Annotated in this window: 33 protein-coding genes; 5 read left to right on the top strand and 28 right to left on the bottom strand. The window is 48.5% G+C overall.

Annotation, left to right across the window (positions count from 1 at the left end):
- Positions 1-4: 4 nt before the first annotated feature.
- From ACFO9Q_RS13305 to ACFO9Q_RS13280, 6 genes are read right to left on the bottom strand one after another with little or no spacing between them, the layout of a single operon-like run.
- Positions 5-139, bottom strand: a complete 135-nt coding sequence (locus ACFO9Q_RS13305; RefSeq protein ID WP_379182697.1) for a hypothetical protein — start codon at positions 137-139, stop codon at positions 5-7.
- Complete coding sequence (locus ACFO9Q_RS13300) at positions 129-605, bottom strand: SRPBCC family protein (protein ID WP_379182695.1); 477 nt, start codon at positions 603-605, stop codon at positions 129-131. The genes ACFO9Q_RS13305 and ACFO9Q_RS13300 overlap by 11 nt, the downstream gene beginning before the upstream one ends.
- 8 nt (positions 606-613) lie before the next feature.
- Positions 614-988 (bottom strand): DUF2500 domain-containing protein, encoded by a 375-nt coding sequence (locus tag ACFO9Q_RS13295; RefSeq protein WP_379182693.1) that lies wholly within the window; start codon positions 986-988, stop codon positions 614-616.
- Entirely contained in the window at positions 975-1,151 is a 177-nt protein-coding gene (locus tag ACFO9Q_RS13290; protein ID WP_379182691.1) for a hypothetical protein, read from the bottom strand. The genes ACFO9Q_RS13295 and ACFO9Q_RS13290 overlap by 14 nt, the downstream gene beginning before the upstream one ends.
- 55 nt (positions 1,152-1,206) lie before the next feature.
- Positions 1,207-1,749, bottom strand: coding sequence for a nucleotidyltransferase family protein (locus ACFO9Q_RS13285; protein WP_379182689.1), 543 nt, complete (start codon positions 1,747-1,749; stop codon positions 1,207-1,209).
- A gap of 25 nt (positions 1,750-1,774) precedes the next feature.
- Positions 1,775-2,254 carry an AAA family ATPase gene (locus ACFO9Q_RS13280; protein ID WP_379182687.1) on the bottom strand — a complete coding sequence of 160 codons (480 nt, stop codon included), beginning with the start codon at positions 2,252-2,254 and terminating at the stop codon, positions 1,775-1,777.
- Positions 2,255-2,432: 178 nt separating this feature from the next.
- Between ACFO9Q_RS13280 and ACFO9Q_RS13275 the strand changes: the two genes are divergently transcribed.
- Positions 2,433-3,287 carry an SDR family oxidoreductase gene (locus ACFO9Q_RS13275; protein ID WP_379182685.1) on the top strand — a complete coding sequence of 285 codons (855 nt, stop codon included), beginning with the start codon at positions 2,433-2,435 and terminating at the stop codon, positions 3,285-3,287.
- 9 nt (positions 3,288-3,296) lie between these two features.
- Here ACFO9Q_RS13275 and ACFO9Q_RS13270 read toward each other — a convergent pair whose 3' ends face one another.
- From ACFO9Q_RS13270 to ACFO9Q_RS13230, 9 genes are all read right to left on the bottom strand, one after another.
- Positions 3,297-4,058: a hypothetical protein gene (locus ACFO9Q_RS13270; RefSeq protein WP_379182683.1), complete on the bottom strand. Its 762-nt coding sequence runs from the start codon at positions 4,056-4,058 to the stop codon at positions 3,297-3,299.
- A gap of 437 nt (positions 4,059-4,495) precedes the next feature.
- A complete protein-coding gene (sleB, locus tag ACFO9Q_RS13265) occupies positions 4,496-5,152 on the bottom strand; it encodes a spore cortex-lytic enzyme (RefSeq protein ID WP_379182681.1) in 657 nt (218 codons plus the stop codon).
- A gap of 251 nt (positions 5,153-5,403) precedes the next feature.
- On the bottom strand, positions 5,404-6,045 hold the full coding sequence (locus ACFO9Q_RS13260) for a hypothetical protein (protein WP_379182679.1): 642 nt from the start codon (positions 6,043-6,045) through the stop codon (positions 5,404-5,406).
- A 20-nt stretch (positions 6,046-6,065) separates the two neighbouring features.
- Positions 6,066-6,635, bottom strand: coding sequence for a hypothetical protein (locus ACFO9Q_RS13255; RefSeq protein ID WP_379182677.1), 570 nt, complete (start codon positions 6,633-6,635; stop codon positions 6,066-6,068).
- Between the two features lie 23 nt (positions 6,636-6,658).
- Positions 6,659-7,180, bottom strand: coding sequence for a DinB family protein (locus ACFO9Q_RS13250; protein ID WP_379182675.1), 522 nt, complete (start codon positions 7,178-7,180; stop codon positions 6,659-6,661).
- Between the two features lie 274 nt (positions 7,181-7,454).
- Positions 7,455-8,018 (bottom strand): GNAT family N-acetyltransferase, encoded by a 564-nt coding sequence (locus ACFO9Q_RS13245; RefSeq protein ID WP_379182673.1) that lies wholly within the window; start codon positions 8,016-8,018, stop codon positions 7,455-7,457.
- Positions 8,019-8,591: 573 nt separating this feature from the next.
- Positions 8,592-9,314, bottom strand: a complete 723-nt coding sequence (locus ACFO9Q_RS13240; RefSeq protein ID WP_379182671.1) for a metallophosphoesterase family protein — start codon at positions 9,312-9,314, stop codon at positions 8,592-8,594.
- 167 nt (positions 9,315-9,481) lie between these two features.
- Entirely contained in the window at positions 9,482-9,937 is a 456-nt protein-coding gene (locus ACFO9Q_RS13235) for a RidA family protein (protein ID WP_379182669.1), read from the bottom strand.
- Between the two features lie 414 nt (positions 9,938-10,351).
- Entirely contained in the window at positions 10,352-11,065 is a 714-nt protein-coding gene (locus ACFO9Q_RS13230; RefSeq protein WP_379182667.1) for a class I SAM-dependent methyltransferase, read from the bottom strand.
- A 238-nt stretch (positions 11,066-11,303) separates the two neighbouring features.
- On the opposite strand from ACFO9Q_RS13230, the gene xerS reads away from it, so the two are divergent.
- Positions 11,304-12,389 (top strand): tyrosine recombinase XerS, encoded by a 1,086-nt coding sequence (gene xerS, locus ACFO9Q_RS13225; RefSeq protein ID WP_379182665.1) that lies wholly within the window; start codon positions 11,304-11,306, stop codon positions 12,387-12,389.
- A 16-nt stretch (positions 12,390-12,405) separates the two neighbouring features.
- Complete coding sequence (locus tag ACFO9Q_RS13220; protein WP_379182663.1) at positions 12,406-13,404, top strand: LLM class flavin-dependent oxidoreductase; 999 nt, start codon at positions 12,406-12,408, stop codon at positions 13,402-13,404.
- Between the two features lie 57 nt (positions 13,405-13,461).
- Here the strand turns inward: ACFO9Q_RS13220 and ACFO9Q_RS13215 are convergent, their stop codons facing one another.
- Both ACFO9Q_RS13215 and ACFO9Q_RS13210 read right to left on the bottom strand, forming a co-directional pair.
- A complete protein-coding gene (locus ACFO9Q_RS13215) occupies positions 13,462-14,061 on the bottom strand; it encodes a hypothetical protein (protein ID WP_379182661.1) in 600 nt (199 codons plus the stop codon).
- 144 nt (positions 14,062-14,205) lie between these two features.
- Positions 14,206-14,739: an ADP-heptose synthase gene (locus ACFO9Q_RS13210; protein ID WP_379182659.1), complete on the bottom strand. Its 534-nt coding sequence runs from the start codon at positions 14,737-14,739 to the stop codon at positions 14,206-14,208.
- A 134-nt stretch (positions 14,740-14,873) separates the two neighbouring features.
- On the opposite strand from ACFO9Q_RS13210, the gene ACFO9Q_RS13205 reads away from it, so the two are divergent.
- The gene (locus ACFO9Q_RS13205) at positions 14,874-15,848 is read left to right on the top strand and encodes a YpdA family putative bacillithiol disulfide reductase (protein WP_379182657.1); all 975 of its coding nucleotides are present in this window, start codon (positions 14,874-14,876) and stop codon (positions 15,846-15,848) included.
- A gap of 21 nt (positions 15,849-15,869) precedes the next feature.
- Here ACFO9Q_RS13205 and ACFO9Q_RS13200 read toward each other — a convergent pair whose 3' ends face one another.
- From ACFO9Q_RS13200 to ACFO9Q_RS13190, 3 genes are all read right to left on the bottom strand, one after another.
- Positions 15,870-16,112, bottom strand: coding sequence for a hypothetical protein (locus tag ACFO9Q_RS13200; protein ID WP_379182655.1), 243 nt, complete (start codon positions 16,110-16,112; stop codon positions 15,870-15,872).
- Positions 16,113-16,323: 211 nt separating this feature from the next.
- Positions 16,324-16,416: a putative holin-like toxin gene (locus tag ACFO9Q_RS13195; protein WP_379182653.1), complete on the bottom strand. Its 93-nt coding sequence runs from the start codon at positions 16,414-16,416 to the stop codon at positions 16,324-16,326.
- Positions 16,417-16,514: 98 nt separating this feature from the next.
- Positions 16,515-16,868 (bottom strand): DUF2500 family protein, encoded by a 354-nt coding sequence (locus ACFO9Q_RS13190; RefSeq protein WP_379182651.1) that lies wholly within the window; start codon positions 16,866-16,868, stop codon positions 16,515-16,517.
- Between the two features lie 84 nt (positions 16,869-16,952).
- Between ACFO9Q_RS13190 and ACFO9Q_RS13185 the strand changes: the two genes are divergently transcribed.
- Complete coding sequence (locus ACFO9Q_RS13185; RefSeq protein ID WP_379182649.1) at positions 16,953-17,258, top strand: HNH endonuclease; 306 nt, start codon at positions 16,953-16,955, stop codon at positions 17,256-17,258.
- Between the two features lie 79 nt (positions 17,259-17,337).
- Here ACFO9Q_RS13185 and ACFO9Q_RS13180 read toward each other — a convergent pair whose 3' ends face one another.
- The 8 genes from ACFO9Q_RS13180 to ACFO9Q_RS13145 all read right to left on the bottom strand — a co-directional run bounded on the left by ACFO9Q_RS13180 (position 17,338) and on the right by ACFO9Q_RS13145 (position 24,996).
- Entirely contained in the window at positions 17,338-17,610 is a 273-nt protein-coding gene (locus tag ACFO9Q_RS13180) for a DUF2277 domain-containing protein (RefSeq protein ID WP_379182647.1), read from the bottom strand.
- Between the two features lie 87 nt (positions 17,611-17,697).
- Positions 17,698-18,105, bottom strand: a complete 408-nt coding sequence (locus ACFO9Q_RS13175; RefSeq protein WP_379182645.1) for a DUF4395 domain-containing protein — start codon at positions 18,103-18,105, stop codon at positions 17,698-17,700.
- 37 nt (positions 18,106-18,142) lie between these two features.
- Positions 18,143-18,658 carry a hypothetical protein gene (locus tag ACFO9Q_RS13170; RefSeq protein WP_379182643.1) on the bottom strand — a complete coding sequence of 172 codons (516 nt, stop codon included), beginning with the start codon at positions 18,656-18,658 and terminating at the stop codon, positions 18,143-18,145.
- A 38-nt stretch (positions 18,659-18,696) separates the two neighbouring features.
- A complete protein-coding gene (locus ACFO9Q_RS13165) occupies positions 18,697-21,003 on the bottom strand; it encodes a thiamine pyrophosphate-dependent enzyme (RefSeq protein WP_379182641.1) in 2,307 nt (768 codons plus the stop codon).
- Positions 21,004-21,056: 53 nt separating this feature from the next.
- Positions 21,057-22,055 carry a 2-oxoacid:acceptor oxidoreductase family protein gene (locus ACFO9Q_RS13160; RefSeq protein WP_379182639.1) on the bottom strand — a complete coding sequence of 333 codons (999 nt, stop codon included), beginning with the start codon at positions 22,053-22,055 and terminating at the stop codon, positions 21,057-21,059.
- Between the two features lie 137 nt (positions 22,056-22,192).
- Positions 22,193-23,104, bottom strand: coding sequence for a polysaccharide deacetylase family protein (locus ACFO9Q_RS13155; protein ID WP_379182637.1), 912 nt, complete (start codon positions 23,102-23,104; stop codon positions 22,193-22,195).
- Complete coding sequence (locus ACFO9Q_RS13150) at positions 23,091-24,170, bottom strand: phosphotransferase (protein WP_379182635.1); 1,080 nt, start codon at positions 24,168-24,170, stop codon at positions 23,091-23,093. The genes ACFO9Q_RS13155 and ACFO9Q_RS13150 overlap by 14 nt, the downstream gene beginning before the upstream one ends.
- 40 nt (positions 24,171-24,210) lie before the next feature.
- Positions 24,211-24,996: an SDR family NAD(P)-dependent oxidoreductase gene (locus ACFO9Q_RS13145; protein WP_379182633.1), complete on the bottom strand. Its 786-nt coding sequence runs from the start codon at positions 24,994-24,996 to the stop codon at positions 24,211-24,213.
- Between the last annotated feature and the right edge of the window lie 11 nt (positions 24,997-25,007).

Below are 25,007 nucleotides of genomic sequence, written 5' to 3'. Positions count from 1 at the left end.
GGAATTACTCCTTCCTCCACCACCAGATGCCAGTGCATTCCGGTACAATAGTAGACTTGCGAATCCTAACTTCCTCACCAAGCTCCTCTCCCCAGAACTTCGTACATATCTGATCATACACATCGTCTCTATTCAACATGTGGGGTCATCCCTTCTCTCTGACAGTCTTCTAACCAACTCTTCAGCTTCTGATTGCGGTATTCCAGGAACCTCTGCATATAGCGGCGCAGCACAAGTCGTTCGACCGCAAGGCCGATCAGACCCATTGGTGCAGAGAACTCCAGGATATCCGTCATCATAGTCTCCTGCTCATTAATCTTGCGGAACATATGCTTATGCTTCATGGTTCGAAAAGCTCCACTCACCATCTCATCGGTGAACCGCACAGGCTGCTGAAATTCGGTAATCCGCGAGGTTAAAGTCTGTCTAACCAGGAGGTGGGTTGCTTGAAAGGTAACCGTCTCATTAGCATTAATAGGACCCGAGATTCTGCCCGCTATTACTCTCTCCCTCGTGTGAGGCCAGACCGTCTTCGTATGGAGCTCAATGTCTCTAGCTGCATCAAAGCATCGCTCAATCGGTGCCTTGATTCTGATATTAGTCATAATCGTAATCATAAGGAACGGTGGAACGACTTATATCTTGTTCCTTGATAAATGAGCATGCCGCGATCATCCTCAGCTAATAATCCATATTCACGGTCTGGAATCCCTAACTCCATTCGACTTCGGTCGTCGAACTCGAAGGTTACGAAGTAGCTGGTACGCGCGCTTGAATCCCCGGACCCACCCCATACCTCTGATCGCTTACCAATGACTTGACAGGCTCGAGATTCAATCGGTGCATGATTGTTCCGCGTCCAGGTCATTACACCTCTAAGGATGGTGTAAGCGATAATACCCAATATGAACAAGAATACCAGCTTGAAAATCAGCGGAGCGCCACTAAGGAATTCTCCGAATCCGAATCCAGGATCAGTTGCTATCATATAATGATCTCTCCCCCTTATTCAGCCCTTCGCGAACCAAGCCTACGAAATAGTCGGCATGATCGGAATGACAAGCAATTAAGTATGGCTCTTCCAGCATGCCTGTGAATGGTTCACCTGCGTAGTTCATGACGACACCACCCGCTTCCTGGACCATCAACAAGCCGGAGTACAGATCCTCGCCTTCCGAGTTGTATACGGCCCCTCCAGCTTTTGAATTAAGTTATAGTTAGAAGCGGCCATTTCTCTTGCCAGCCCTTCTTAGCGATTCGTTCCAGATAATGCTGACGATCTCTGAACAGCGGACTCTGTCGTACCTTCAGGCTGAACAGATCATCTAGTCCAAGCGGTGCACACAGTTGAATGAGCCCATCATCATCCACTCTTGCGCCTATAGCGGTTGCCGTCTCTGGCCAACGCGACATCGCGTCTTCTACTGACGTATACGGCTGTTCGCCATTACGCAGATGCATTCTTGCTTGATTACGAACCGACCATTTACTGCTCCCTGTCCTATTCATCAATTGCTGCTCCAATATAAGGTCTGTCTCATCTGACAAGTCTGCCCGATTGTAATACACTACATCTATATCCTCATAGAAGTCTCGATGTGGGAACCCATGAAGTTGATCCCACACCAGACTGCGGATGGCTCCAGCAGCTATATACCCCTGTGGTAAGTGCAGGCTTCGGACAGCCTTCAACAGATACAAGGTCGATGGAGACTCGATTACAAGCTCTCTTAGCTGCTCTTCCAGCATTCACTCTAATCCTCCATAGCTCTACTCAGAACCACCGAATATGCCTCACTTGGGTAATAAGCTGGTCAATCTGCCTTCTCACAGCTCCACGCTTGTCTGGCTCCAATCTGAGATTGGACATCGAAGCAATCTTTTCAACCACCTCGCATATGCTCATATGGTCAGTCTGAATGTGGTGCTGGAACAGCGGGTTCGCAAGCCCTTCCATACAGCGATCAATCTGCCTCTCCGGCCAGCTTCCCTTGCGTTCCCCGCGCTTCTTGAGCCGTCTCAATAATACTTCCTTAGAGGCATACAGAGTATAGTGATCCACCCGGAAGCCGTCATTAAGCAATCGACCAACTATCTCTTCGTAATAGTGCGGATTCACAATCGTCATGTTCTTGCGTATGTAATACCCTGCATTCTCAGGATCGAACACAAAGGAGTTAGGCAATCTGCGATGCAGCTCGCTTGCCGATTGTGTTTTACCAGCACCGAAGGCGCCGTTCACCCAGATAATCATTAGCCACCTCTTCATAATCGATGCGTAGCTTGAGCTAGAATGCTCAAGCTTGGAGTTATAGGATAGTGTAACACGTGCTCCCGAGAGCGGTATAGGTTAATATTGGAAAGTAGCCAAATGTGTAAATCCATTCTATAATCTTGTTGAATGCGCTTACGAGCAGAGGAGATGAGTGTGAATGGGACCATTCGCTGTCGATATGCTTAAGGATAAGGTAGTACTCATTACTGGAGGTGCGACCGGCCTAGGTCGTGCGATGGGTGAGCAATGTCTTGCACTGGGAGCTAAGCTCGCGATTACAAGCAGGCGTGAAGAAGTGTTGAAGCAAGCAGCCGATGAGATGAGCAGCCAGGGCGGAGAAGTGTTCTATTCCAGCTGTGACGTTCGCCATCCGGATCAAGTCGCATCGCTAGTGAATGCCGTAGAGAAGCATTATGGCCATATCGATGTTCTCATTAATAATGCTGCCGGCAACTTCATCTCACCTACCGAGCGCCTCTCACCGCGTGCGGTGGATGCTGTCTTAGGTATAGTGCTTCACGGTACCTTCTATATGAGCCTGGAATTAGGCAAGCGCTGGATTGAACAAGGCAGACGAGGCACTATGCTGAACATAGTAACCACTTATGCGTCTACTGGCTCCGGCTATGTTGTCCCTTCTGCCGCGGCGAAGGCGGGCGTGCTCGCGCTAACCCGCTCCCTTGCTGTAGAGTGGGCGCCTCATGGGATACGACAGGTGGCGATTGCTCCTGGTGCTTTTCCAACGGAGGGGGCTTGGTCGAGGTTGTCTCCTACTCCGGAGCTGGAGCAGAAGATGCTGGCGCGCCTGCCGCTGGGTAGAGTGGGAACTAAGGAAGAGCTGGGACATCTGGCAGCCTTCCTCATATCTGACTATGCCAGTTACATTAATGGAGAGGTCATTACGATCGATGGCGGGGAATGGCTTCGCGGAGCAGGTCAATTCAATGATCTAGCCGAGGTAACCGAGGAGCAGTGGGACATACTCACGGAGCTAACGAAGAAGGGGAAGTAGCTGACAACCTTAGTAAGGAGGGATCTCCCCCTCCTCCTCCTGTAACTCCATGCCTCCCCTGTATACTCTATACATCATCTTGAATGTCCCGCTCTCCAGCCCCTTCTTCCATTCCTCAGTGAATATCACCTCATACACTCCCATCATTGCCGTCTCTTCCACCTCAGTCATTCGCTTGACATCATATCCAGCAAGGTTAAGCTGCTCTTGCCCAATCTGCTTGGGGAACTTAGAGAGATTACTCCCCTCTCCCCATGTTGCGAACTCTACCGCTTGCTCTGCGGTGAACGGAGCCTTGGGGGGTTCTGGAGATAAGATGAAGTGAAGCAGGTACCAGCCAAGGAATAACACAACAGGCATAGTAGCGATAACGATTACCGACCTGCGTCTCTTGAGCTTACCCGCTTCAATCATCCATCTTAGTCCGTAATCAATGACGGCATAGGTTATTGCAGTAATGATTCCCATGAAGGATAAGATGACTCCGAATAGACCATGTAGAACGAACCACAGGATGAAGTGGAGCCAGCATGGAATTCTTAATGGATTCAGCAGCTTCTCGACAACGATTGATACAAGAACGCCATAGACCGACACGATCGGAACGACGTACATAGCTAAGACTGAAGCAGTCGAGACATACTCATCCCCGTGCATCAATCTCTCGTCATCCCAGGAATCCCATTGCCAGTGCCAGTGCATCATCTCGGGCAACCATAGCAGAGTTACCCATGTGGTCATGAATGCAGTGATGAATTTGCGAAGCAGCATCTCCTTTCCTCCTCCTCTCAATTTCATACACATTTAGCATAAGATAAGGAGGATTCTGGGAACAGTTCTAACATTCATAGTACCTATGGTGGGGTATAAGTAATTAATTAATAGGATTAATAATCAGCTACATCAAATAAATAATCCGTAAATGCTTGGCAAGGTGCACCTACTATATGCTTATCACAGATGGATATGGATCGTCCTCGTATGGGTGGATTCTTCATTTAACCATAGGTAACGAAGCGGCTTATTGGGATCGGGATCAATCAGGTTAAGCTTAAGTTGATCCATCCTTTTGAAGAAATAATCAGCTGGGATGGTCGTACCGTACTGTAACCATTCTCTTGTTGCTTTCTGCAGACAAATTTAAAATAGACCAGCTTCCCCAAAGGGAACACTGGTCTAGCTTGAACAATATCAGAATGGATTCCTTGTTATACGGCAAAAATATGACGACCAATCTTGCCAGTCTGCTTGCGAGACCAAATCCACTTAGAAGTGGCCGTCTCCGGGTTAAAGTAGTAGATAGCACCGTTGGTCGGATCATAACCAGCAACCGCATCCAGCGCAGCTCTATACGCTGTTGAGTCAGGTGTCAGATTGTACTGCCCATCGTCTACAGCGGTGAACGCTCTAGGCTGCATAATGACACCCTTCACCGTATCCGGGAAGTTCGCATCTGCCAGTCGATTCATAACAACGGCACCGACAGCAACTTGGCCTTTGTACGGCTCGCCGCGTGCTTCGGAATAGATAATCTTAGCTAGCATGTCAAGCTCTGCTTGATTCACAGATGACTTATGAAGAGCAGCATGGGTTGCGGGTCCCGCTACTCCGTCCTTAGCCAGGCCGTAATCATGCTGGAACCGGATAACAGCGTCCTGTGTCACGGAACCATAATATAGGGTTAAGGTTGCATCGAAGTAACCTAATGTCTTCAGTCGGTACTGAAGGTCCATCACATCTCCGCTGGTGCTGCCGTATTGAAGCGTCGCTGGAGCGGCCGCCGAAGCGGGTTGGACCATTATGATCATGGCAAGAATAAATAAGCTTATAAGAGACAGACTACGGGGTAGTTGTCGAATAGTCATGGTTGTACATCATCCTCCTCTAATGTTTACGCGCAGATATTGCAAGCTCCCGCATACGCATAGTGGATTCCATTCTGTAACCAGCCGGCTGACTTTCGTATGATTGTAGCATAGCCTCATTCCGCAATGTAACCCAAATCACCAAACTACATATATTTACTAGTTACTTAATGTGTGCAACTTAACACTCACATAACAATAGTTATGTAAACTAATTGTTTCAATGACCTTAGCAATTACATGAAGCATTTTCAAGCCTTTGACTCGTACTCCCCATCCTCAGCAACTCGTTCATACCTTATATAAGACATCTCATGTATCCCTGCTATCTCTTTGAATTCATCAACAAGGCTGTAAACATTATCGATTTCTCTATAATTACTAGAACTTAGAATCATGCTAAGCTTGTCTACTTGTTCGTCAGTCATATTGAAAAGTCTAAATGACATAACATTACACTCGGCAAACATCTCGTTCAAAGCTACCTCAAATAGACCGTTCTCTTCAATAAATTGAATGATTTCTTCCTGATACTCGCCGTCATAATAGTCGAACCTGTCTTGCTCTGGATATCGCTCTTCAAAGGTTTTAATTATCAATTCTTCTTCAAGTTCGTAAGATATCCTTAGATAGGCAATCTCATTGCCTTCAGAAAAGATTCTGTACCCCCAGAAATGGTCACCAAAATTACTGAAATACAAGACTGGAGCATCATTAGACAGAGTTATTATGTATTCTGGTACGTGTTCAGATTCTAGGTAGTTATCATTAGGTGTTAAATATACAATCCACTTATCATCTAATTGCTTTATTATAGATCCTGGAATGGCATTCTTTTTAACTGCGCCTATATGAGCTGCTAACATCAGATGTCCGGAAGTGAACTCACTCATAACTACTCACCCTTATCTTTTTAATCTTTAATGAACCATAGACGCATTTTTTGCTTCATTAGCTCTGCAATCCCCTCATCTCTCTTACTAATCCATTCGAATAACGGTTGATCAATAAATGCCAAGAAGTCTGTTTTGTTTTTATCAAGACTAGCAAGGATCTCATTATAGGTGAATGGAATATTGTAACGTTCCTCATCTTGAGGATCAAGGCTGTCTGACCAGACAGTCAAGTAATTCGGTTGAAAAGTGATGCAAGGAGTTGGATCGTGACCTAGCCATGGGCTAACCCTATCTTGGATAGAATCCTGTACGGATTCCCAGTCTTCCAGCCCACAGCAACAACTGGGTAGTATATACTTGTTCTCATCATCAAAAAAAGCTACCCCACCAGCAAGCACAACCTCGTCTTCACGCAGCATGTAATCAAATGCTCTAATGAAGTACTCGTGATACTCGGAGCGCACATCATCCCCAACTAGCTCTTGTAAAAACTGCTCTACATCTGAATCGCCGCAGTTCGACGACAAGTGAATGCCTGTTGGTTGTTCAACAGAAGGTGACTTGAAGATTAATTTGGTATATGGCATGATTTAACTCACTTTCAGTTTGACTATAGATTAGGAATATACCTTGTTCTTATTACGTTCATGTGATGTGCTTCATGTCCTGCAATAATATATGCTGCAGCACGCGCTGATAAACGCTGTCCGTTGAATTCTCCATATCGTATGAATACAGACTCAGGCAATGGATGCAATAACGTTAGCGTTGACATTCGGACTGCCACCATATCATCCATTACATCTTGTAATGCCATATCATGGAATGGAGCTTCCTGTGCGAATACATCCCGATCATAGCCAGGCAATTCGCGAACATCATTACGAACAATTCTAAGAATTCGATAATTCCATAATCGCTCTACATCACTAATATGGCCTACAACGGATTTAATTGTCCACTTGTCTTGTGCATATTTGAATAAAGATTGTTGTTCTGACAAGCCAGCAAGCAATCGTTTCGTTTGTTCCATTTGACTTTTAAGAATTTCAAGTAAGTTTCCATCAGGAACCAGATCAATATAAGTTTGAGCAGCAGGTAAGTATTCATTTTCACTTGGTCTGATTAGCATTAGAGAACCTCCATTGAAGTTTGTGATAGGGAATCGTTAGAAACTTCACTTTCTTATTCTTTAAGTTCGGAATAGTCAATTTGGAAAAAACCAACCCAATAACCCACAAATAAAAAATAACTATTCCAATTAGAATGGGTAAATAACTTTCCGACTTATGGGTTAAGGCGTAATAAAATTCGATATTAGCCAATTCCATATACTTTGCAATTATCATTCCTAGCTTATCCGAATTCGCTAATGCGGAGTTATATGATCGCTAGGCCTTCTCGACTTAACTTACAAAATCTTCTCTTATAATGGAATACATCTTAACATCTTGGAAATCGTCCTTAGCAAATATATGTCTCCTAAGCAGACCCTCATACTGCATTCCAGACTTCTCCATTACTCTTGCCGATCCAATGTTGTTAGGATGACAACGTGCTTCAATTCGAACCAAACCAATATCAAGAAATCCAAAATGAATGATTCTTCTAATAACTTCGCTCATATAGCCCTGGTTCCAATAATCATAGGATAAGACATATCCTAGCTCTGCTTTTTGGTTCCGATTGTCCCAATTCACAAAGCTACAACTACCAATAAGCCTATTACTATGTTTATCTTCTATCCCCCAAGGGCCAACCTTTTGGCTTTCATATCGTTTATGTACAAAATCAATAAATTGTTGAGTATCAGAAAGCGACTGGTGAACATCCCAAACCGTGTACTTCGAGACCTCTGGATTCTTACAGTAATTAAACATATCGTACTGATCTTCATAAGTTATTTTTCTTAGTCGGGTTCGATCAGTCTCTAGAATCGGAAAGTATTCGAAATGATTTTCTAACTGCATCTCTACACCTACTTTTAGTTTAATTTTTCTTGCTTACATATAAGGTTCTGATAATCACGACGCCGAAAGGCTTAAGTTTCAGTACTGGTCAAGCGAAGAGACCAGTACCCCGGATGAGCTCGTCATTTAGCCTTACAGGTGTGTCCGGACAGAGTTACCCGCCGGTTCGGACCGAGGGGAGTATGCCCCGAATCGTGAAACTAGTCATTAAGAAAATTTTTCAGGGTTCTCGTAAATCGTCCCGGATAAAAATCATTCATTTTTTGGCGTCAAATTTATCTCTTTCCTTAATGTTCGACGTCTGCAAGCTTCGCCGAAATAAGTTCATTATCACAAATCAAGTAATCCTCATTATGATCGTGTACTAGTATGAAGAAATATGTTGCTTCGCTGTCATTATCTTTCCAATAAATATTCATCACTTTAGCCCTCAACGAATGAAAAGAAACATCAGGGTCTTTGAAACTAAAGTAGTAGTCTACACCCACTCTTAAGTTTAAGATATGACCATTAATCTTTACATCAATCTCTTCATTGCCAATATTACTCACCTAATCACCCTGTTTAAGTAGCTTAGAAAATTTGTGCTCCATGAAATACTTTTAATAGTAGTTCTCGTTCTGGCACTTTCAATTCTTCGTAAGATCTCAGAAAATATAAATTGTTATATGGCACTTCCACTAATTCTGTTAAAATTTCCAAATCTATAATTTTAACAATTCCATATCTAGCAATCGGTTTGTTATAACACCCTAACGAACCTGGGTTGAAATATATACGGTTCTTTGTTTGAAACTGATGAACAATATGATGATGTCCAAAGCATACAATATCGAATTCTGTATTCATATAGAGTTCGTCTAATTTATCTTTTGTGGGGTCCTTATCAATAGGTATAAAGTAATTCGAACTATCTAAATGGTAATGTGTAAAATAAAGTTTTCTTCCCGAATCCTCGTGGACTAAACTCATCGGCAGCTCATTTAGGAAAGATATGTATTTTTCATCAATGCGATCTGCCAACCATTTATGATGAATTCTTTCATTGTGATTTCCTAATGGAGGTAGTTTATTTTGATATGCAGCTAATATTGCTAATTCATGATTACCAATTATACAAGAAATGTTACTCTGTTCTAACAATTGCTCCATAACTTCATTGCTATCTGGGCCTATTCCAATCATATCTCCTAGACAATAGATATAATCTACTTTTCTCCGCCTAATGTCTTTTAGGACAGCTTCTAACGCAGGGCCGTTACCATGAACATCAGTTATAATGGCATACGATTTCAAGTTCTCACCCTCTTCTTATCGTCACATTTTGTTATAATAATCAATGCGTCCCAGCAATATAAGGCAGCCAAGAACTTTGAATAAACACAATCTCCATGAATGCAAATTTCCAACCTTACAAATGGGCACTAACGAATCCGATTGGATAAGATTAATGACTAGTTCCCTCAGATTTGTACTTCAAATATTGAATCTACAATGATAGGGAGGTTATCTCTTACTGAGACTGCTCCAAATACAGATCGTGCATGAATTCCCTTGTCTTCAAATACTTCATACATTAATTCTGAACATCCATTTAATACTTTATGATGTTCTTCAAAAGTGGGTTCTGCATTAATAAATCCCTGAATCTTAATAACTCTCTTTACTTTATCTAGTGATCCTAATGCATCCTTTAAAACGGCGAGCACCTCAATTCCAGCTAACCTTGCAAATTCATAACCTTGTTCAGTTGAATATTCACTTCCTAGTTTTCCTTTTGGGCTGCCTGATGGTCCCTTTCCTGAGACATATATTAGCCCATTCACAATTACATAGTTGGAGTAACTAGCCGCTGGATTACTCGCTTGAGGCAATAGGATTCCTAAGTTTCTTATTCGTGATTCAATAGATAGAGTCATTGTATTTCCACCCTTCATTGGTGTTCCGTTGATTAATCGTTATTTCATAATCCCTCAGGAAGTTGAATGTACTCTGACACTCGAGACATCAATATTTCAATTAATTTTTCATCCATGAATGTATAATCATCTGGAATGTCCAGGCATATGACTTGCTTGGTTTTTAACTTGTGTGAGAATTTGGCGTTAAGTCTTCTTACGTCGGTTCCAGAAGGTGTATAAGGTCGTGCAGCCACAAACGCAAACCCTGCTTTATCATTTACCCTAATCAAAAAGTTCAACGTTTCATTATCTTCAAATACACCGTCTCTCCGCTCTTTCGTATAGCGTTATTTTGTTCACGAACTCGACTACTCCTCTGCCAGACTTAGGGTGGCAGCCCGAAACGTAATCACCTTATTCTTTGTCATGCAATCAAGATTTCTTTCTCCATAGACTTGCCCATAGAAATTCTTTTCCAAATAATTTGTCTTCATCTCTACATTCTTTCATATTTCTAATTTCAACCTCATTGAAATAGTCCAATAAAATATCTCTTAGATCATCTTTCGTGTAAGCAATACCACCCTGCATACTATAAGACTTATATATACTCTCATCTGTTCGGTTAGGTATACCAGTTATCTCTTCAAATTCCGGAGCATAACATACAACTCCAAATGAACCACCTGATTTAAGAACCCTATTAATTAATTCTATGTATTGCATTCTCTGATGAGGTACTAGATGATGGAGCAGCCCGCAATCATAAATAAAATCATATGCATTTTCAGTAAAATCCAAATTCAATACATTATCACATATAAAATTGACTTCCACGTTCCTACTTGCAGCATTCTCTTTCGCCCATGTAATAGCTTCCTCAGAGATATCTACTGCATCTACTTTGCAACCTAGTTCTGTCATGTAGATTGCATTCCGACCATTCCCACATCCTAGTTCCAGAACCTTTCCCCTTTCCATACATTTAGAGTCAAAATAACTAACCAAGTTCTCATCAGGGTATAATTTGAAAAAAGGCACTTGCTTTGTCTTGTCCTGATAAAACTTATTCCACCAAGGAGCTGGTGTTCGGAATAATATATCTAACATAGACATCATGTCATTTATACTTTTAATTCTTGTCATCTTAAAATTCATCCTCACTATGATCTAATTGTTTGCGAGCACATTTCCATATTTAAGGTATTCGCGAAGAGGGATGATCTATCCTGCCTGCGCCGATTTCCTGCTTCAAGCCAACGAAGTTGTTGAACACGGGCCTAAGTTGATACAATGTAGCTATTCCTATGAATTAGTTACATTTTAACAGATATGATTGACGTAACAATAGTTATGTTAACCAAAAACCGCAGAGGTGACACGAATGGTCAATATACTCAAGGTCAAGGATCGGGAAGAGCTGGACCGTAGGGTCCCCTCTATGCCCTGGTATGTGGAGAAGTTCATCAACTATAAGCTTCCAGACCTGTCCCCTTCCTCCCTGCTCGAATATGTGCGGGATTATGAAGCGTTCCTTAGCTGGCTGCTGGCAGAGGGGCTGACGGAATCGCAATCTATTAAGGATGTTCCGCTTCTCGATCTGGAGAGGCTGCATATGGACAGTATTGATAACTTCCGTATGTTCCTCACTACTCGCAAGGAGAACAGCAATTCGAGGACGACAATCTCTCGAAAGCTGTCCTCCCTCCGCTCTCTGTTCCACTACCTTAGCCAGATTGCCGAGGATGAGGAGTTCTATCCGCTGCTGAAGCGTAATGTGATGGCGAAGGTGGCCATTAAGCGGACGCAGAAGCCGAAGGATACGGCTGCGAAGCTGGAGGGCAAGCTGCTCCAGGAGGAAGAGATCTATGAATTCATGGATTATATTAAGCAGCATTATGAGACGGAAGTGGCAAGCAACAAGCAAGCCCTCTATTCGTACAAGCTGAACCAGACACGTGATGCCTGCATTATTAGCCTCATTCTGCACTCAGGCCTGCGCGTATCCGAAGTCGTCAATCTGAACACGGATGATATCGATCTTAAGAAGAAGCTGGCCTACGTCTACCGTAAGGGTAAGAACGACGACACCTTCAAAACCCCCGTCTACTTCCGGCAGGAAGCCGTAGAGGACTTGACGGCTTACCTCCAGCTGCGCGACAGCAGGTACAAGGCACCGCGGCGCGAGAAGGCCTTGTTCCTAGCTATCGCGAATGGCAAAAACGAAGGCTCGCGCATGACCAAGCGGGCTATGCAAGAGATGGTAATTAAGTATGCGAAGCGATTTGGTAAGCCTTATCTATCGGTACATAAGCTTCGGCATTCTTTTGCAACGGACTATTACTTACGTAACGATATCTACAAGACGCAAGAGCAGCTCGGCCATGCTTCTCCAGAGACAACACAGATCTATGCCCATCTGACGGACCGCACGATGGCTGAGGCGATTGATCGGGACAGAGACAATTAAACGAGGTGAATGATTAATGAGGTTAAGTGTGCTGGATCAGACACCTGTTCCACAAGGGAAGACCGCATCTGAAGCGTTGCAATATACGGTTCGACTAGCCCAAGAGACGGAGCGGCTTGGCTACCAACGGTTCTGGGTATCCGAGCATCATGCATCAACTAGTCTCGCAGGCTCAAGTCCAGAGGTGCTCATCAGTCACTTGGCGGCCAAGACATCCCGACTGCGTATAGGTTCAGGCGGCGTCATGCTGCCCCACTACAGTGCCTATAAGGTGGCGGAGAACTTCAAGCTGCTAGAGGCGTTATATCCCGGTCGAATTGATGTAGGCTTAGGCAGGGCGCCCGGCGGCATGCCGCTCGCTACCCGTGCCCTGCAAGAAGGCAAGACGCGAAGCGTCGATCGATATCCTCAGCAGATTGCAGATCTAGCTGATTATCTGTATAACACCGTTAGCGAGCATAGTGCGTATGCCGGCCTAATCGCTTCACCGCTCATCTCGACGGCACCTGAAGTATGGCTGCTCGGTTCCAGCGGAGATAGTGCGACGATTGCTGGCCAACAAGGGGCAGCCTTCGCCTTCGCTCACTTCATTAATGGGCAGAGTGCGGGAGAGGCCTTCTACAACTATCATCTTCACTTCAGGCCCTCGAGGCTCGGGGACAAGCCGAAGACGATCCTGGCGTTATTCGTCCTGTGCGCCGATACGGATGATGAGGCTGAACGTCTCGCTTCCAGCGGATCTCTCTTCTTCCTGAAGCTTATTCAAGGGATGGAGAGCTTCGGCTTCCCTACCGTAGAGACGGCACTTGCTTACCCCTATACGGACATGGAGCGTGCCCAGCTGAATGAATATCGACAGCGGAATCTCGTTGGCAGTCCCGCCAAGGTGAAGGAAGGACTGCTGCGATACCAGCACGACTACAAGCCCGATGAGCTCATGATCGTCACGATCACCCATGATATTGAGGCCCGAATTCGATCTTATCAATTAATTGCAGAGGCTATGGGACTGTGATGAAAAAACTTAAGAAGCAGGCTGCCGTCGCGCAGCCTGCTTATTTAAGTGTTTTCTCTATGAAGAGCTGCGCTTCCTTGCTTTTAAGATCATGAAGCCAGCGACCAGGAGAATGATAACGATTCCGGCATATAAAGCCCAAGCTGACGCACCTGGTTCGTCTATGTAGCTCTTCTTGGTGTTATCCAGCTCACCACCTGGCTCGGGCTTATATCCCGCTCCCATCTCTGCGAGCTCTTGCGATGCCGTGGATAACAGCTTCGTTCGTTCGCATCTCCCCGTCTCCAGGGATTGAATAGAATCCCCATGTGCCCAGACGAGATAATCCTTCCCCACTGCGAACCCTTCATAACCACAACTCTCCGATCGCATGGCTGTTCGAACAACGACCTTCTTAGGCACCTCTCCCTTCCAGACGGTGTCCGTCTCCATTGTGATTGTGACGGGAGCTTCAGTAGACGGGAATAGACCACCTGTACTCTTAGGATGATCGATGTCGATCACCTTGCCGCTGAATACAGCGGTCTTCAGAGCCAGGTCCTCTTGTATAGGCGGCGGCAACGCACAAGAACAAGCGTGTACAAGCGGCGGCTTGTTTGACATAGATAACACACTAACGATGAGGCAGCTTACGAGTATCATAATTAATCTTTTCAACAGAATCGTCACCTCCTCTTCTACACTTAGAACGAATTCATGATCAGCATAGTTGCATGATAAGGAGATATAAAACAATTAAAAAGAACAAGCCGCCCTAAGCTCCAATAGCTAGGTCCAGCTTGTTCCTCATCGAACATTCATCTAGATATCTCTTAACGTGTCGATCTCCTCGATCACAATTCCTTCTTCAACGGCGAACTCGAAGTCCTCAATGTCATACACCTGCACAGGTACTTCGGCTTCAAGCAGCTTATCCTGGAATTCGAACTGGTCGGACAGCAGCGGCACGTTCAGCTTCATTCCGGATAAGAGGAGCTCCGTCTCGATCGGGTCGAAGTAGTCCCCATAGTGTGCATTGTCCACCGCATGAACAATTGTGAATTGAATATCGTCGTTCAGGAGCAGCGCCGAGCTTTCTCTCCATGGCATCTGGAGGGCTTTCTCGATTTTTTTGCGATTAAGCGGCTCTTCGAAGAAGGTAATCAACTCGCCAATCTTGGACTTCACATGCGCATCATCATCTGGATCATCCATGACAGGCTCTACCCCATCCCGCATATCGTACAATTCACAGATAGATGAGTAAGGAACTACAAAGTCAATCGGCCGGCCAGGCACCAAGAGATGTCCGTACGTTGCCACCATCACTGCTTCAATTACAAAACGCCGACGCATCCTAAGTCCCCCTCTGCAATCGTTCTAGTCCCATTATTATACAACATTATGCGGCCTGTACAAGAGAGCCATTCGCATAAGTTTGCAGGCAGCAGAGCGGTCCATGTACAATAGGGCTATTGGAGGTTGATCGTGTGAATACAGAACAAGTCATCATTATCGGAGCGGGCCCTTGCGGTCTTGCGGCAGCGCTCGAGCTGAAGCAGGCAGGCCTGAATCCTCTTATTATTGAGAAGCGCAACGTCGTCCATTCCATCTCGCAGTACCCGACGTATATGCACTTCTTCTCTTCACCTGAGCTGCTCGAGATTGGCGGAATCCCGTTCACTACAGCGAATGAGAAGCCATCCAGGCTCGAAGCGTTGAATTATTACCGCCAGGTGGCGCTGCGCAATGAGGTGCGAATTCATGCTTATGAGGAAGTGAAGGAGATAACGAAGCTGTCCGGCGGCGGCTATGAACTGCGCAGTGAGGACCGCTATGGAGAGTCGCTTCTGTACCAGACAGACTATGTCGTGATCGCGACGGGATACTTCGACCATCCTAATCGACTTGGCATACCAGGTGAAGAGCTGGACAAGGTGACCCACTTCTTCCGCGAAGCACACCCTTACACAGGGATGAAGGTAGCGATTATCGGAGGCAGCAACTCGGCGATTGATGCGGCGCTGGAATTAGAACGAGTAGGAGCTGTAGTTACGGTCGTGTATCGCGGTACAGATTATTCCAGCAGCATCAAGCCGTGGGTGAAGCCGATCTTCGAGAGCTTGGTTGCCAAGGGACGCATTGCTATTCGATTCGGCTCTCGCGTCGTTCGCATCGAGGAGCGCCAGGTGCATGTGGAGAGCAAAGAAGGCACCGAGACGCTTCCGAATGACTTCGTACTTGCGCTCACCGGCTTCCACCCGGACCGGGAGTTCCTCACGAGAATCGGCGTTCGGATTGAGCCGGAGGGCTACCCGTTCTTCCATGAGGAGTCGATGGAGACGAACGTCCCTGGTATCTTCCTCGCGGGGGTTGTCGCCTCTAAGAGGGAGGCCAATGAGATCTTCATTGAGACGGGCCGCTTCCACGGGCGACGAATTGCGGCTCGGCTTGCAGGAGATTAAGGCAGTTTACGATTAACTTGTTTATTGGTTTTGTTTTTCAAAATCCTCAATCTTATGACTGAGCTCCACATTATGAAGCCTTAACACATCTAATTCTGCCTTGGCAGCACTTATTAGGAAGAGAAGCGTCCGCCCTATCAAGAATATAGCCACAGCCAACAGCGAGAAAGTATGCGTTACAATTAATTCATACAAGAAAAGCAATATTCCGAGCACTAGAACAATGATGGCATATACCTTTGACTTATTAAAGGAATCAAACATAGCATCGTCTCCTCGTTACATAGTCCCAGTCCAACATTTTTGGTTAAAGGTGCTTCTTTGGTTCACTTCTTTTTCCAATTGTGTTATCATACTTTTAAAAGAAGCCGAGTGCGGCAAACACTCGGCTGAACAATTGGCTTGGATGGCTTATCCCCTTCTAAGTAATAAGGCAATAAAAACCCACCTTCGGCGTCAACCTTGGGGTGGGTTTTTACTTTCTCTTGTTCGTATTAATGTAAGTTAGAAGAGCAAGGATAAACATGCCAAATAGGAACATGATGGTTAGTGCATCCTTAACTTCCATGGCTTCACCTCCTTCCGAAGGGAAACCATGCCCACCCAAGATTCAATTGTCTGTCTTTATTGTACCATCATCTTCCTTATATAAGAAGAACAAATGTTCTATGACTGAGAAAAGTCAATAAACAGAGCCGTGTTCTTTTTCAGCTGGTACTTCAAATATCCTTCTTGACCTAGAACTAATTCATCGTATTTTTCTTTACTCCATATTTTAAATTCTTGGTTCCCACTCTCAATCTCAAATTTAACAAAATAATGATTCATGCTTGGCGAATTTTGTCCGTTTCTAAATTCTTCTATTCTTTTAAACAATACTCTAGACTGGGTAGTCTGTATCGGAAGATTACGATCCACTCTTCGTTGCAGTGCATTGCGAATGACAAAACCAATAAAAACGAACAGAATGACAGATCCAGAAACAATAGCAATGACAACTTCACCGGTAATGCGAGTCACTTCCTCTACGTCTACTATGGTAAAATCCTCAAGAAAAAGCAATAATAGGTACATTGATACTTAAACATGGAGGCACCTACCTATATGAATACTGATAACACCCAAATATGCGAGCTGTGCGGGAGAAGCGGCGTGGAGACGACCGTTCATCACCTGACTCCGAAGGAGCTGGGAGGCACTCTGCTGCCCACTGCGAACCTATGCCGTGCCTGCCATCGACAGATCCATGCCCTCTATACGAATGAGGACCTCGTGACAATGGGAATGACAACGCTCGAAGGGCTGCGGAGCAATCCCCAGTTGGCCAGCTACCTGAAGTGGATTCGCAAGCAGCCGCCCGGAGCGGTGCCCAAGCTTCGCAAGTCAGAGCGGGTCCGCGGGAAAAGGTAACGAAGGCAATGATGGCAATCATGGCAACGAAGGAACGAAGTTGTCCGCCGCCCTCCCTCTCTATGCCAAGCTAACCGAATTAAAAGCTTCCGAACCGCTTCTCGTTCCTCGCCTTCGCCCGCTCAGCCTCCTCTTCCCGGTTGCGCGATTCTGCATTCGTCACCAACGAATTCAATAGATTGCGCGCAGCAGCCGCAACTTCCTCCACCCCACGGTGGAAGGCTTCCTCATTCGCCGCAGACGGCTTATTATAGCCCGACAGCTTCCGAACGAACTGCAGCGAAGCCGCCATAATCTCCTCTTCGGTAGCCGGCGGATCGAAGTTATACAACGTCTTGATATTACGGCACATGGACAAGTCCTCCTCTGAACAAGAGAGACATGGCAAGCGCATCTGCAGACCATTTGCTGCATAACGCTCGACATGTCTCTTCCCTTTTTACCGTATTCTAGCACGAAGCTGCTTGAATTGGTAATACATCGTACACCCGACACAGTAGCCGCACAGAGCCAGGAACGCGGCTCCAAGGAGCATGCCAGCGAATAGGTATGTCCCTAGCAGCCAGCCTGCAGCCCAGCACATTAAGGCAGCAGTCAGGAATCCGACCGCCAGGCTGTTATTGAAGCGGGTGAGCACGGCTGCCTGCGTCTTCTTCCCCTCAACTTGCAGGAAGGGCCTCGCCAATGCAACGAACACATTCCCCTTGCCGCCTGACAACACCCCGGTCAGTTGAATGACCCATAGCGCTGCAAGCAGCCAAGGCAGCTGCAGCACTATGGCAATCAGGCTGAACAACACAATACCCGCTTGGTTCGACTTCACATAAGCCATCGGAATTTCCTTCATCTGATCCCACCACTCCTAATCATCGTATCCAGCTCCATTATAACCGATTAGGCCGATCGGAATAGACTATGATATTATTAATCTTCTGTAGGCGGATGTATTCATTCGGAGCAAGCCCGTGCCGGAAGTAGGCGAATAGATACACCGCTTCCAAGAATGACAGCGCAGGATAGACAACGATATCCTGGTGGGTATACGGATTATCGAGCAGCACCTGCCATTCTCCATCACGTGACACAGCGCCGGCTTCAAGTTCTCGGAGCGTGGAATTTTTGACCGATATGATCGTCTCGAATTCCTGCCAGATATCCTTCCACGAAGGGCTGATCTTCCCCGGGTCAGGCAATACCTGTCTTGCGAGGGACAGCAGCCCGGCCGCTTGCTCCATCCCCTCGTCTTCATAGGCCCTCAAGAATGTCCGGAAGTCCTCCAGGAATCGCCTCACCTCGGAGAACCCGCCTGCCCGCAGTTCAGCCCCGAGTACCACCAGCGCTTGTCGTTCTTCAGCCCCGTTCCTTAATCGTTTGAAGAGCTCACTTCGCATGAACCTCATCTGTATTCAGCCACCACCTCTCGCTTGAGAGGATGCTGCTACAAGTAGGGATTCTCATGCTTCGCCTTCAATCTAAGCCAGCGCCGCTCCACCTCTTCCTCGAAGGAGGCGAGCGCATCTGCATATTCCGGCTTCGTTAAGTGCTTCGTCTTGCCCATATTCTTCAGCCAGTCCGCCATCGGAATCCTCTTGCCCTTCTCCTCCGGATTGAAGGTAATGTTCGTCACCCCATGCTCCACCTCGTACAGCGGGAAGAAGCAAGTGTTCACGGCCTCGTCAATAAGCGTCTGCCCGATCTTCTCCTCCGACAGCCAGTTGAGCGGACAGGTGATGAGAATCTTGCCATAGACGAGCCCTTCATTCTGAGCGTAATATTGCGCCTTCGCCGCCTTGCGCAGCAGATCCTGAGGGACCGACTCTGACCCCGTGAACACATAAGGAATGTTCGTCGCAGCCATAATCTGAGCGGTATCCTTGTGGTGGAACAGCTTCCCGCCCTGATGCTTGCCCACGTTAGACGTGGAAGTCCGGTGCCCCAGCGGTGTCGAATAGGAGAGCTGCGCTCCCGTGTTCATGTATCCCTCGTTATCGTACTCGAGAATAATCATCTTATGATTGCGCAGTGCACTGCCGATGGCCGGTCCCATGCCGATATCCATACCGCCGTCGCCCGTAATCATGACGAAGGTGAAGTCATCCTGCAGCCCCAGACCGTCCAGCTCTCCGCGCCGCTTGCGCTCCCAGAACATCTCGACGACACCTGATAGGGTGGCGGCGCCATTCTGGAACAGATTATGGATGTACGTGGCCCGGTGTGAGGAGTAAGGGAAGCCTGTGGTGACGACCATGGCGCAGCCCGTCTGGTAGAGCGCGACGATGTCGCCCTCGATGCCCTTGAAGAACAGCTCCAATCCTGAGAAAATCCCGCACCCCGGACACGCCCCATGACCCGGCGCCAGCCGCTTCGGCTTCTTCGTCAGCGAGCGCAGCGGCGGCACCTTCACCTTCAGCTTGCCCGTTGCTTCATCCCGGTCGACCGTGACGAGACCCGTCTTCAGCTCCTCGTACTTCAGCGGCTCGAGTACCCGCTTCGGCGCAAGATTCGGATCCCCCGGCGTGTGGCCGTAATAATCGAAAGGCACATCCACCTTGCCGATCGCTGCCGCTTCCAGAGCGAGCTCGAAGAAGTGGTGGCCGTCCTCGGCGTAGAAGTCCTTGCCGCCCAGACCGAATACACGGCTGACGACCTTGATACCATGAACGCCATGAGTGAACAGAGCGGCCTTGATCTCGTTCGTCATATTGCCGCCATGGGCCCCATAGCTGTCCGCTCGGTCTCCGATGGTGATCGCCTTCACATGTCGGAGCGCTTCGGCAATCTCCTTCTGCGGGAACGGACGAATCATATTGGGAGCGATCGATCCCGCCTTAATGCCCTTCGCTCGCAGCTGATCGACGACATCCTTAATAATCTCCGAGGCGGAATTCATGAGGAAGACGGCGACCTCGGCGTCCTCCATCCGGTATTGGTCCAGGATGGGATAATCCCGACCCGTCAATATGGCGTATTCCTTGCGTATTCGGTCGAACGCTTCCGCCGCGTTATACATGCCGACCGACTGCTGATAACAGTTGTTAATGTAGTCGGGTTCGTTCATATAAGGGCCGACAGTGATGGGATTGTTGCGGTCCAGCACATGCATGAAGCCCTCAGGAGGATGCTCGCCGACGAAGGCATGCACATCCGCGCGGTGAGCGAACGTCTGGACGCGCCGCTTCTGATGGGAAGTGAAGTAGCCGTCGGATGCAATGAGCACAGGAAGTCTGACGGAGGAGTCCTCCGCCAGCCTAAGCGCCATGATGTTCATATCGTAGACGGCTTGCGGATCCCGGCATAGCAGGATCGGCCAGCCCGTGTTCAGCGCGAAGTACAGATCGGAGTGGTCACCGTGAATATCGAGCGGCCCCGACACCGAGCGGCACACCAGGTTCATGACCATCGGGAAGCGAGTGCCGGACTGGACGGGCATCTGCTCCAGCATATAGAGATAGCCATTGGAGCTGGTCGCGTTGAACACCCGTCCGCCCGCGGCGGATGCCCCGTAGCAGATGCCGGCGGAGCCATGCTCTCCGTCCGCGGGAATGAGCTTAATGTCATGCTGTCCGTTCGCCTTCATCAGATCGAGGAATTGAGCCACTTCCGTCGATGGCGAGATGGGGAAGTACCCCATCACATGATAGTTAATCTGATGCGCAGCGTAGGCGGCCATCTCATTGCCGGATTCATACACCATGCGCTGCTCTACCGTTCCCTTAGGCACTTCCTTGTTCATATCTATAGCCAATGCGATTCACCTCTTCCCAAGTGTGTGTCGACATCTCTGGACTTCAGCCTGCTCTAGACGTACTTGAACTTATGTGGAACGCGATGCTCATCCCCGTAACCATCCGTCTCCCGCTCGGACTGCAGCGCATCGGTCGGACAAGCGACGACGCACTTCAGACAGCCCTTGCAATATTGGTAGTCGATGCCTTGGAGGAACATCTGCGGGCGGCCCTTCTTGTCCTCCTTCTCCTCCCACACGAAGCAGAAGTCGGGACAGGCCGTATCACAAGCGGCGCAGTGGATACACTTCTCATCGAGGAAGTGAGGCATCATTCCCTGCCGGGATATACTGATGTCCTTGAGCACGCTGTTCCCTGGATTAATAATCATACCGCCCAGCGGCTGCGTGTTATAACCGAGCACAGGAATATCCCAGCGCTGCGGCAGCGGCATGACATTCCCTTCGGAGAGGGTGAACGTCTGCAGCGTTACCTCATTGTAACCGCGTTCAAATGTCCGCAGAGCCGGAGCGACCGCCTGCGGATACTTCTTCTCCAGCGACTTGCGGATAATGCCCTTCATATGCTCGAAGTCGAGGAAGTCACATTGCCGGAACAGCGCGCCGAGCATCGCCATGTTGACGCGATTGTTCTCCTCCAGCGAGATGCCGGTCGCATCTACCGCGGCGATCGTGCCGCCCAGCAGCTTAAGCTTGTCTCGCAGCTCTTCGGGCGACTTCTGGGAGTTCACGATGACGATGCTGTCTTCATAGATGCCGCTGATGACGTTGTTGGTCTTGGATAGATTCTCGTGGAAGACGCCTACGATGTGGGGACGTTCGATGGGTGTGGTGTCGCGAATGTTCGTGTTCAGATCACAGAAGCGAATATGTGCCTTGACCGGTGAGCCCTTCTTCTCCGATCCGTAGGAGGAGAAGCTCACCCCATTGTAACCGCTGCCAACAACGCCGGCTTCTGCGAGCATTTTGCCCGCGAGGTTCGCCCCCAGCCCGCCGATGGATTCAAGTCGAATTTCATAGAAGCCGAGCTCATTGCGCTTAGGAAGATTCATGCTGCCCATCACTCCCTTCATCACTATCGATTCTCGTACTTGCGACTCGTCTGAATCGTCGTTCTATTTGCAATTTTCCAATAATATCACAGTCATTATAACGTGATTCGCCACATTCGTATACCCCGATTCTCAGCTTATCCCCCTGCGCGCTGCAACCCCTGCAGCATTCCCCAATGTATGAGCTGAATCCCCTGCTCACGCAGCGTCTCCTGCACATCAGGATCCCGGAATAACTCGGCTTCCATCCCTCTCTTGAGAGGCTCCCTGTGAAAAGCTCGCAGCTCCTCCGTCACCTCAGCAGGATGAATAATGAGCTCCGTCACCCCTGGGTGAAGGCTGCTCAGCAGCGCTTGCATCTGCCCCTTGAACGACTCATAGGTCTCTCCCGCTCCGAGCGCGAACGGCAGACCGATGAGATAATCAAGCACAACGACTCCCTTGCTGTCAGCTTCGGCTGCCCTCAGCCGCGCCAGCTCCGCCAGCTCAGGCGGCGCCACCTGACCGCTCTCGAGGAGCAGTGTCCGCGGCAGCCGGAACGGAAGGCCGTACTGTGCACACACATCCAGCACGATGGAGATGAAGTCGCGTCCGGTCTGCAGCCCATACAGACTGCCCATGTGGTTATCTGCATGGGTCGGGTTCATCCCGAGCTGAAGCGCCATCTCGACCTGGGCAATGAGCTCCGCTCTCACCTCGGAAGGGTCCGCCTGCTGCTCGAGAGTCTTGGCATCCTTCGGGAAGTACCCTTCACTCGTTACGAGAGACCGAGTGGAGCCCGAGCGATAGACGGGGCCCCAGCGATAGTTATCCCACTCGGAGGTGAAGGTGAAGTGAATGCCGACACTTAAGTGGGGATGTCTCGCGCTCCACAGCGCCGCCTCCCTCGCCCAGCCGCATGGCAGCATCAGGGTAGCCGAAGAGACTGCGCCACCTGAGAGCAGCTGCTGAATCGCCTGATTGGAAGAATGGCATAGGCCGTAATCGTCGGCATTAATGATAAGCAATCGATCTCCATCGCCGTATCCTAATCGCTTAGCTAAGCTCATGAGTGCCCGCTCCTTCTGGGATTAGAGAGTTATTTAATGCAGTTAACAACCTATGCTCAACGTCGTTCACCCATCCGCATACATAAGCAGCCCGCTTCACCTGCTCTGTCCAGACGTCAGCTGGATCTAACCCTTCCCGGTATCGAAGCATGAAGTGATGTGACACGTCCACCATGCGCAGCTTCATGAGTACGGGCAATATAGACTGCTCCTCCGGAGTAAGCCGCACATGGCGACCATACCCGCGGCAGAATAGTCCGATCTTGCGCAGTGATTCCTCCACATCAGGCTGCAGGAGATCGACCAATACGACCGCAAGCTCCATGGCACGCATATCCCTCGTACAGAACTCGAAGTCCAGCAGCGCGGTGATGGCATCCCCTTGTGCAAGTGAATTAGTGAAGTTAAGATCGCCGTGAATCCATTGCTGCGGCAGCGCACACATAGACTCATACCTGGCGGACAGCTCCATACGCTCCTTCAGCAGCAGGTCGATCTGCAGGCGCAGCTCATCCACCTGAGCGGATTCCGGCATTGACTCCGTTAAGGCTTGGAGCACGACAGGTGTCAGCTCTGCATACGTCTGCTCCCATTCGTAGTAAGGCAGGTAGATCGGTTCGCTGTCGGGGGTGACAGCAGCTAGAGCATTCGTAAGCTTGCCTGCTGCCTCTCCTAATCCGAGAATATGAGCTTCATTAGCCGGAATAGGCCGCTCACCGGGAAGGTAACGACATAGGGAAGCCAGCTTCCCCTGCGGGCCTCTCGTTACCGTCTCCCCTCGCGAATTCACCACGGGCTCCGGCACAGCAAGACCGATCGAGCCCTGCGCAGCAAGCTGGTGCAGCAGCTCATGCTCCAGCTTCACAACCGCTGCATCTGCATGATTATTGTAGATTCGAAGCACGAAGCGCTCGCCGCCGCTCATCAATATTCGCGTCGTATTGTTCATGCCGCCCAGCCCCTCCTCGAAGAGATAGGGCTTCTGCAGAGGGTACTGGTCCAGTATCGCAGCCATGGTGTCCATCTCAATCTCTGTCTCTATCTCTATCTCTGTCCGTGCGGTCATTCTCTAGCTTCCCTCCCTATGACTGAGCTCACAGATGAATTTAGGGCTCATAGATCATCTTCCTCGTCATTCCTCCGTCCACGACCAGGTTCACGCCCGTGACGAATCGATTATCCGGATCGGTTAAGTAGAGACAGGCCTTCACGACATCCTCAGGCCTCCCTACTCTGCCAGCGGGGTGCTGCTTGTGATCCGTCTCCTTGAGATCAGAACCGTCACCGGCGTCTATCCAGCCCGGACTTATACTGTTCACTAAGATACGGTCTGGCCCAAGTGAGATGGCCAGAGCATGCGTGAGAGCGATGATGCCGCCCTTGGAAGCGGCATATGCTTCCGTATTCGGCTCCGACATCGTCGCCCTTGTCGAGGAGATATTAACAATATGACCGCCCTCAGGCTGCTGCTTCATCCGCTTGGCCGCTTCTCTGGAGCAGAGGAAGGTGCCTCTTAGATTCGTGAACAGCACATCATCCCAGTCCTCGACCGTTAGCTCGTACGGGTTCATCGTACGGCCAATACCTGCATTGTTGATAAGGATATCAATCCTGCCGAATTGCTCCGCTGCCGTGGTTAGGAGCTGCGTAATCGCTTCAGGGTCTCTCAGATCCGCCTGCGACCATCTAATATTTCCCGCCAGCTCAGCCGGCAGCTCACTTCTTATATGCTGAAGCACCTGCTCGCCGCGCACAGCGTCCATGTCCGTCATCCACACCAGGCAGCCGCTCTCTGCATAAGCCTTCACCAACGCCTGGCCTATTCCTCCTGCAGCGCCGGTAATGACAGCTGCTCTGGCTGTGCGAATCATTTCCGTTTCATTTCCCGCCATTTCCGCGCACT

It is taken from the genome of Paenibacillus sp. GCM10023252, from assembly GCF_042653305.1.
GTDB lineage: Bacteria > Bacillota > Bacilli > Paenibacillales > Paenibacillaceae > Pristimantibacillus.
The sequence above is the reverse complement of the archived record's forward strand: the minus strand, read 5'-3'. Positions and strand labels throughout refer to the sequence as shown.

What these genes read in the sequence shown, in the direction of transcription:
- ACFO9Q_RS13210 (WP_379182659.1), bottom strand. Translation starts at nt 14,739, where the DNA reads ATGCGTCGGCGTTTTGTAATTGAAGCAGTGATGGTGGCAACGTACGGA.
- ACFO9Q_RS13200 (WP_379182655.1), bottom strand. Translation starts at nt 16,112, where the DNA reads ATGTTTGATTCCTTTAATAAGTCAAAGGTATATGCCATCATTGTTCTA.
- ACFO9Q_RS13160 (WP_379182639.1), bottom strand. Translation starts at nt 22,055, where the DNA reads ATGAATCTTCCTAAGCGCAATGAGCTCGGCTTCTATGAAATTCGACTT.
- ACFO9Q_RS13280 (WP_379182687.1), bottom strand. Translation starts at nt 2,254, where the DNA reads ATGATTATCTGGGTGAACGGCGCCTTCGGTGCTGGTAAAACACAATCG.
- ACFO9Q_RS13180 (WP_379182647.1), bottom strand. Translation starts at nt 17,610, where the DNA reads ATGTGCCGTAATATCAAGACGTTGTATAACTTCGATCCGCCGGCTACC.
- ACFO9Q_RS13270 (WP_379182683.1), bottom strand. Translation starts at nt 4,058, where the DNA reads ATGCTGCTTCGCAAATTCATCACTGCATTCATGACCACATGGGTAACT.
- ACFO9Q_RS13260 (WP_379182679.1), bottom strand. Translation starts at nt 6,045, where the DNA reads ATGAGTGAGTTCACTTCCGGACATCTGATGTTAGCAGCTCATATAGGC.
- ACFO9Q_RS13195 (WP_379182653.1), bottom strand. Translation starts at nt 16,416, where the DNA reads ATGGAAGTTAAGGATGCACTAACCATCATGTTCCTATTTGGCATGTTT.
- ACFO9Q_RS13150 (WP_379182635.1), bottom strand. Translation starts at nt 24,170, where the DNA reads ATGACCGCACGGACAGAGATAGAGATAGAGACAGAGATTGAGATGGAC.
- ACFO9Q_RS13230 (WP_379182667.1), bottom strand. Translation starts at nt 11,065, where the DNA reads ATGACAAGAATTAAAAGTATAAATGACATGATGTCTATGTTAGATATA.
- ACFO9Q_RS13285 (WP_379182689.1), bottom strand. Translation starts at nt 1,749, where the DNA reads ATGCTGGAAGAGCAGCTAAGAGAGCTTGTAATCGAGTCTCCATCGACC.
- ACFO9Q_RS13170 (WP_379182643.1), bottom strand. Translation starts at nt 18,658, where the DNA reads ATGAGGTTCATGCGAAGTGAGCTCTTCAAACGATTAAGGAACGGGGCT.
- ACFO9Q_RS13175 (WP_379182645.1), bottom strand. Translation starts at nt 18,105, where the DNA reads ATGAAGGAAATTCCGATGGCTTATGTGAAGTCGAACCAAGCGGGTATT.
- sleB (WP_379182681.1), bottom strand. Translation starts at nt 5,152, where the DNA reads ATGACTATTCGACAACTACCCCGTAGTCTGTCTCTTATAAGCTTATTT.
- ACFO9Q_RS13300 (WP_379182695.1), bottom strand. Translation starts at nt 605, where the DNA reads ATGACTAATATCAGAATCAAGGCACCGATTGAGCGATGCTTTGATGCA.
- ACFO9Q_RS13145 (WP_379182633.1), bottom strand. Translation starts at nt 24,996, where the DNA reads ATGGCGGGAAATGAAACGGAAATGATTCGCACAGCCAGAGCAGCTGTC.
- ACFO9Q_RS13250 (WP_379182675.1), bottom strand. Translation starts at nt 7,180, where the DNA reads ATGCTAATCAGACCAAGTGAAAATGAATACTTACCTGCTGCTCAAACT.
- ACFO9Q_RS13255 (WP_379182677.1), bottom strand. Translation starts at nt 6,635, where the DNA reads ATGCCATATACCAAATTAATCTTCAAGTCACCTTCTGTTGAACAACCA.
- ACFO9Q_RS13245 (WP_379182673.1), bottom strand. Translation starts at nt 8,018, where the DNA reads ATGCAGTTAGAAAATCATTTCGAATACTTTCCGATTCTAGAGACTGAT.
- ACFO9Q_RS13235 (WP_379182669.1), bottom strand. Translation starts at nt 9,937, where the DNA reads ATGACTCTATCTATTGAATCACGAATAAGAAACTTAGGAATCCTATTG.
- ACFO9Q_RS13185 (WP_379182649.1), top strand. Translation starts at nt 16,953, where the DNA reads ATGAATACTGATAACACCCAAATATGCGAGCTGTGCGGGAGAAGCGGC.
- ACFO9Q_RS13220 (WP_379182663.1), top strand. Translation starts at nt 12,406, where the DNA reads ATGAGGTTAAGTGTGCTGGATCAGACACCTGTTCCACAAGGGAAGACC.
- ACFO9Q_RS13275 (WP_379182685.1), top strand. Translation starts at nt 2,433, where the DNA reads ATGGGACCATTCGCTGTCGATATGCTTAAGGATAAGGTAGTACTCATT.
- xerS (WP_379182665.1), top strand. Translation starts at nt 11,304, where the DNA reads ATGGTCAATATACTCAAGGTCAAGGATCGGGAAGAGCTGGACCGTAGG.
- ACFO9Q_RS13155 (WP_379182637.1), bottom strand. Translation starts at nt 23,104, where the DNA reads ATGAGCTTAGCTAAGCGATTAGGATACGGCGATGGAGATCGATTGCTT.
- ACFO9Q_RS13305 (WP_379182697.1), bottom strand. Translation starts at nt 139, where the DNA reads ATGTTGAATAGAGACGATGTGTATGATCAGATATGTACGAAGTTCTGG.
- ACFO9Q_RS13295 (WP_379182693.1), bottom strand. Translation starts at nt 988, where the DNA reads ATGATAGCAACTGATCCTGGATTCGGATTCGGAGAATTCCTTAGTGGC.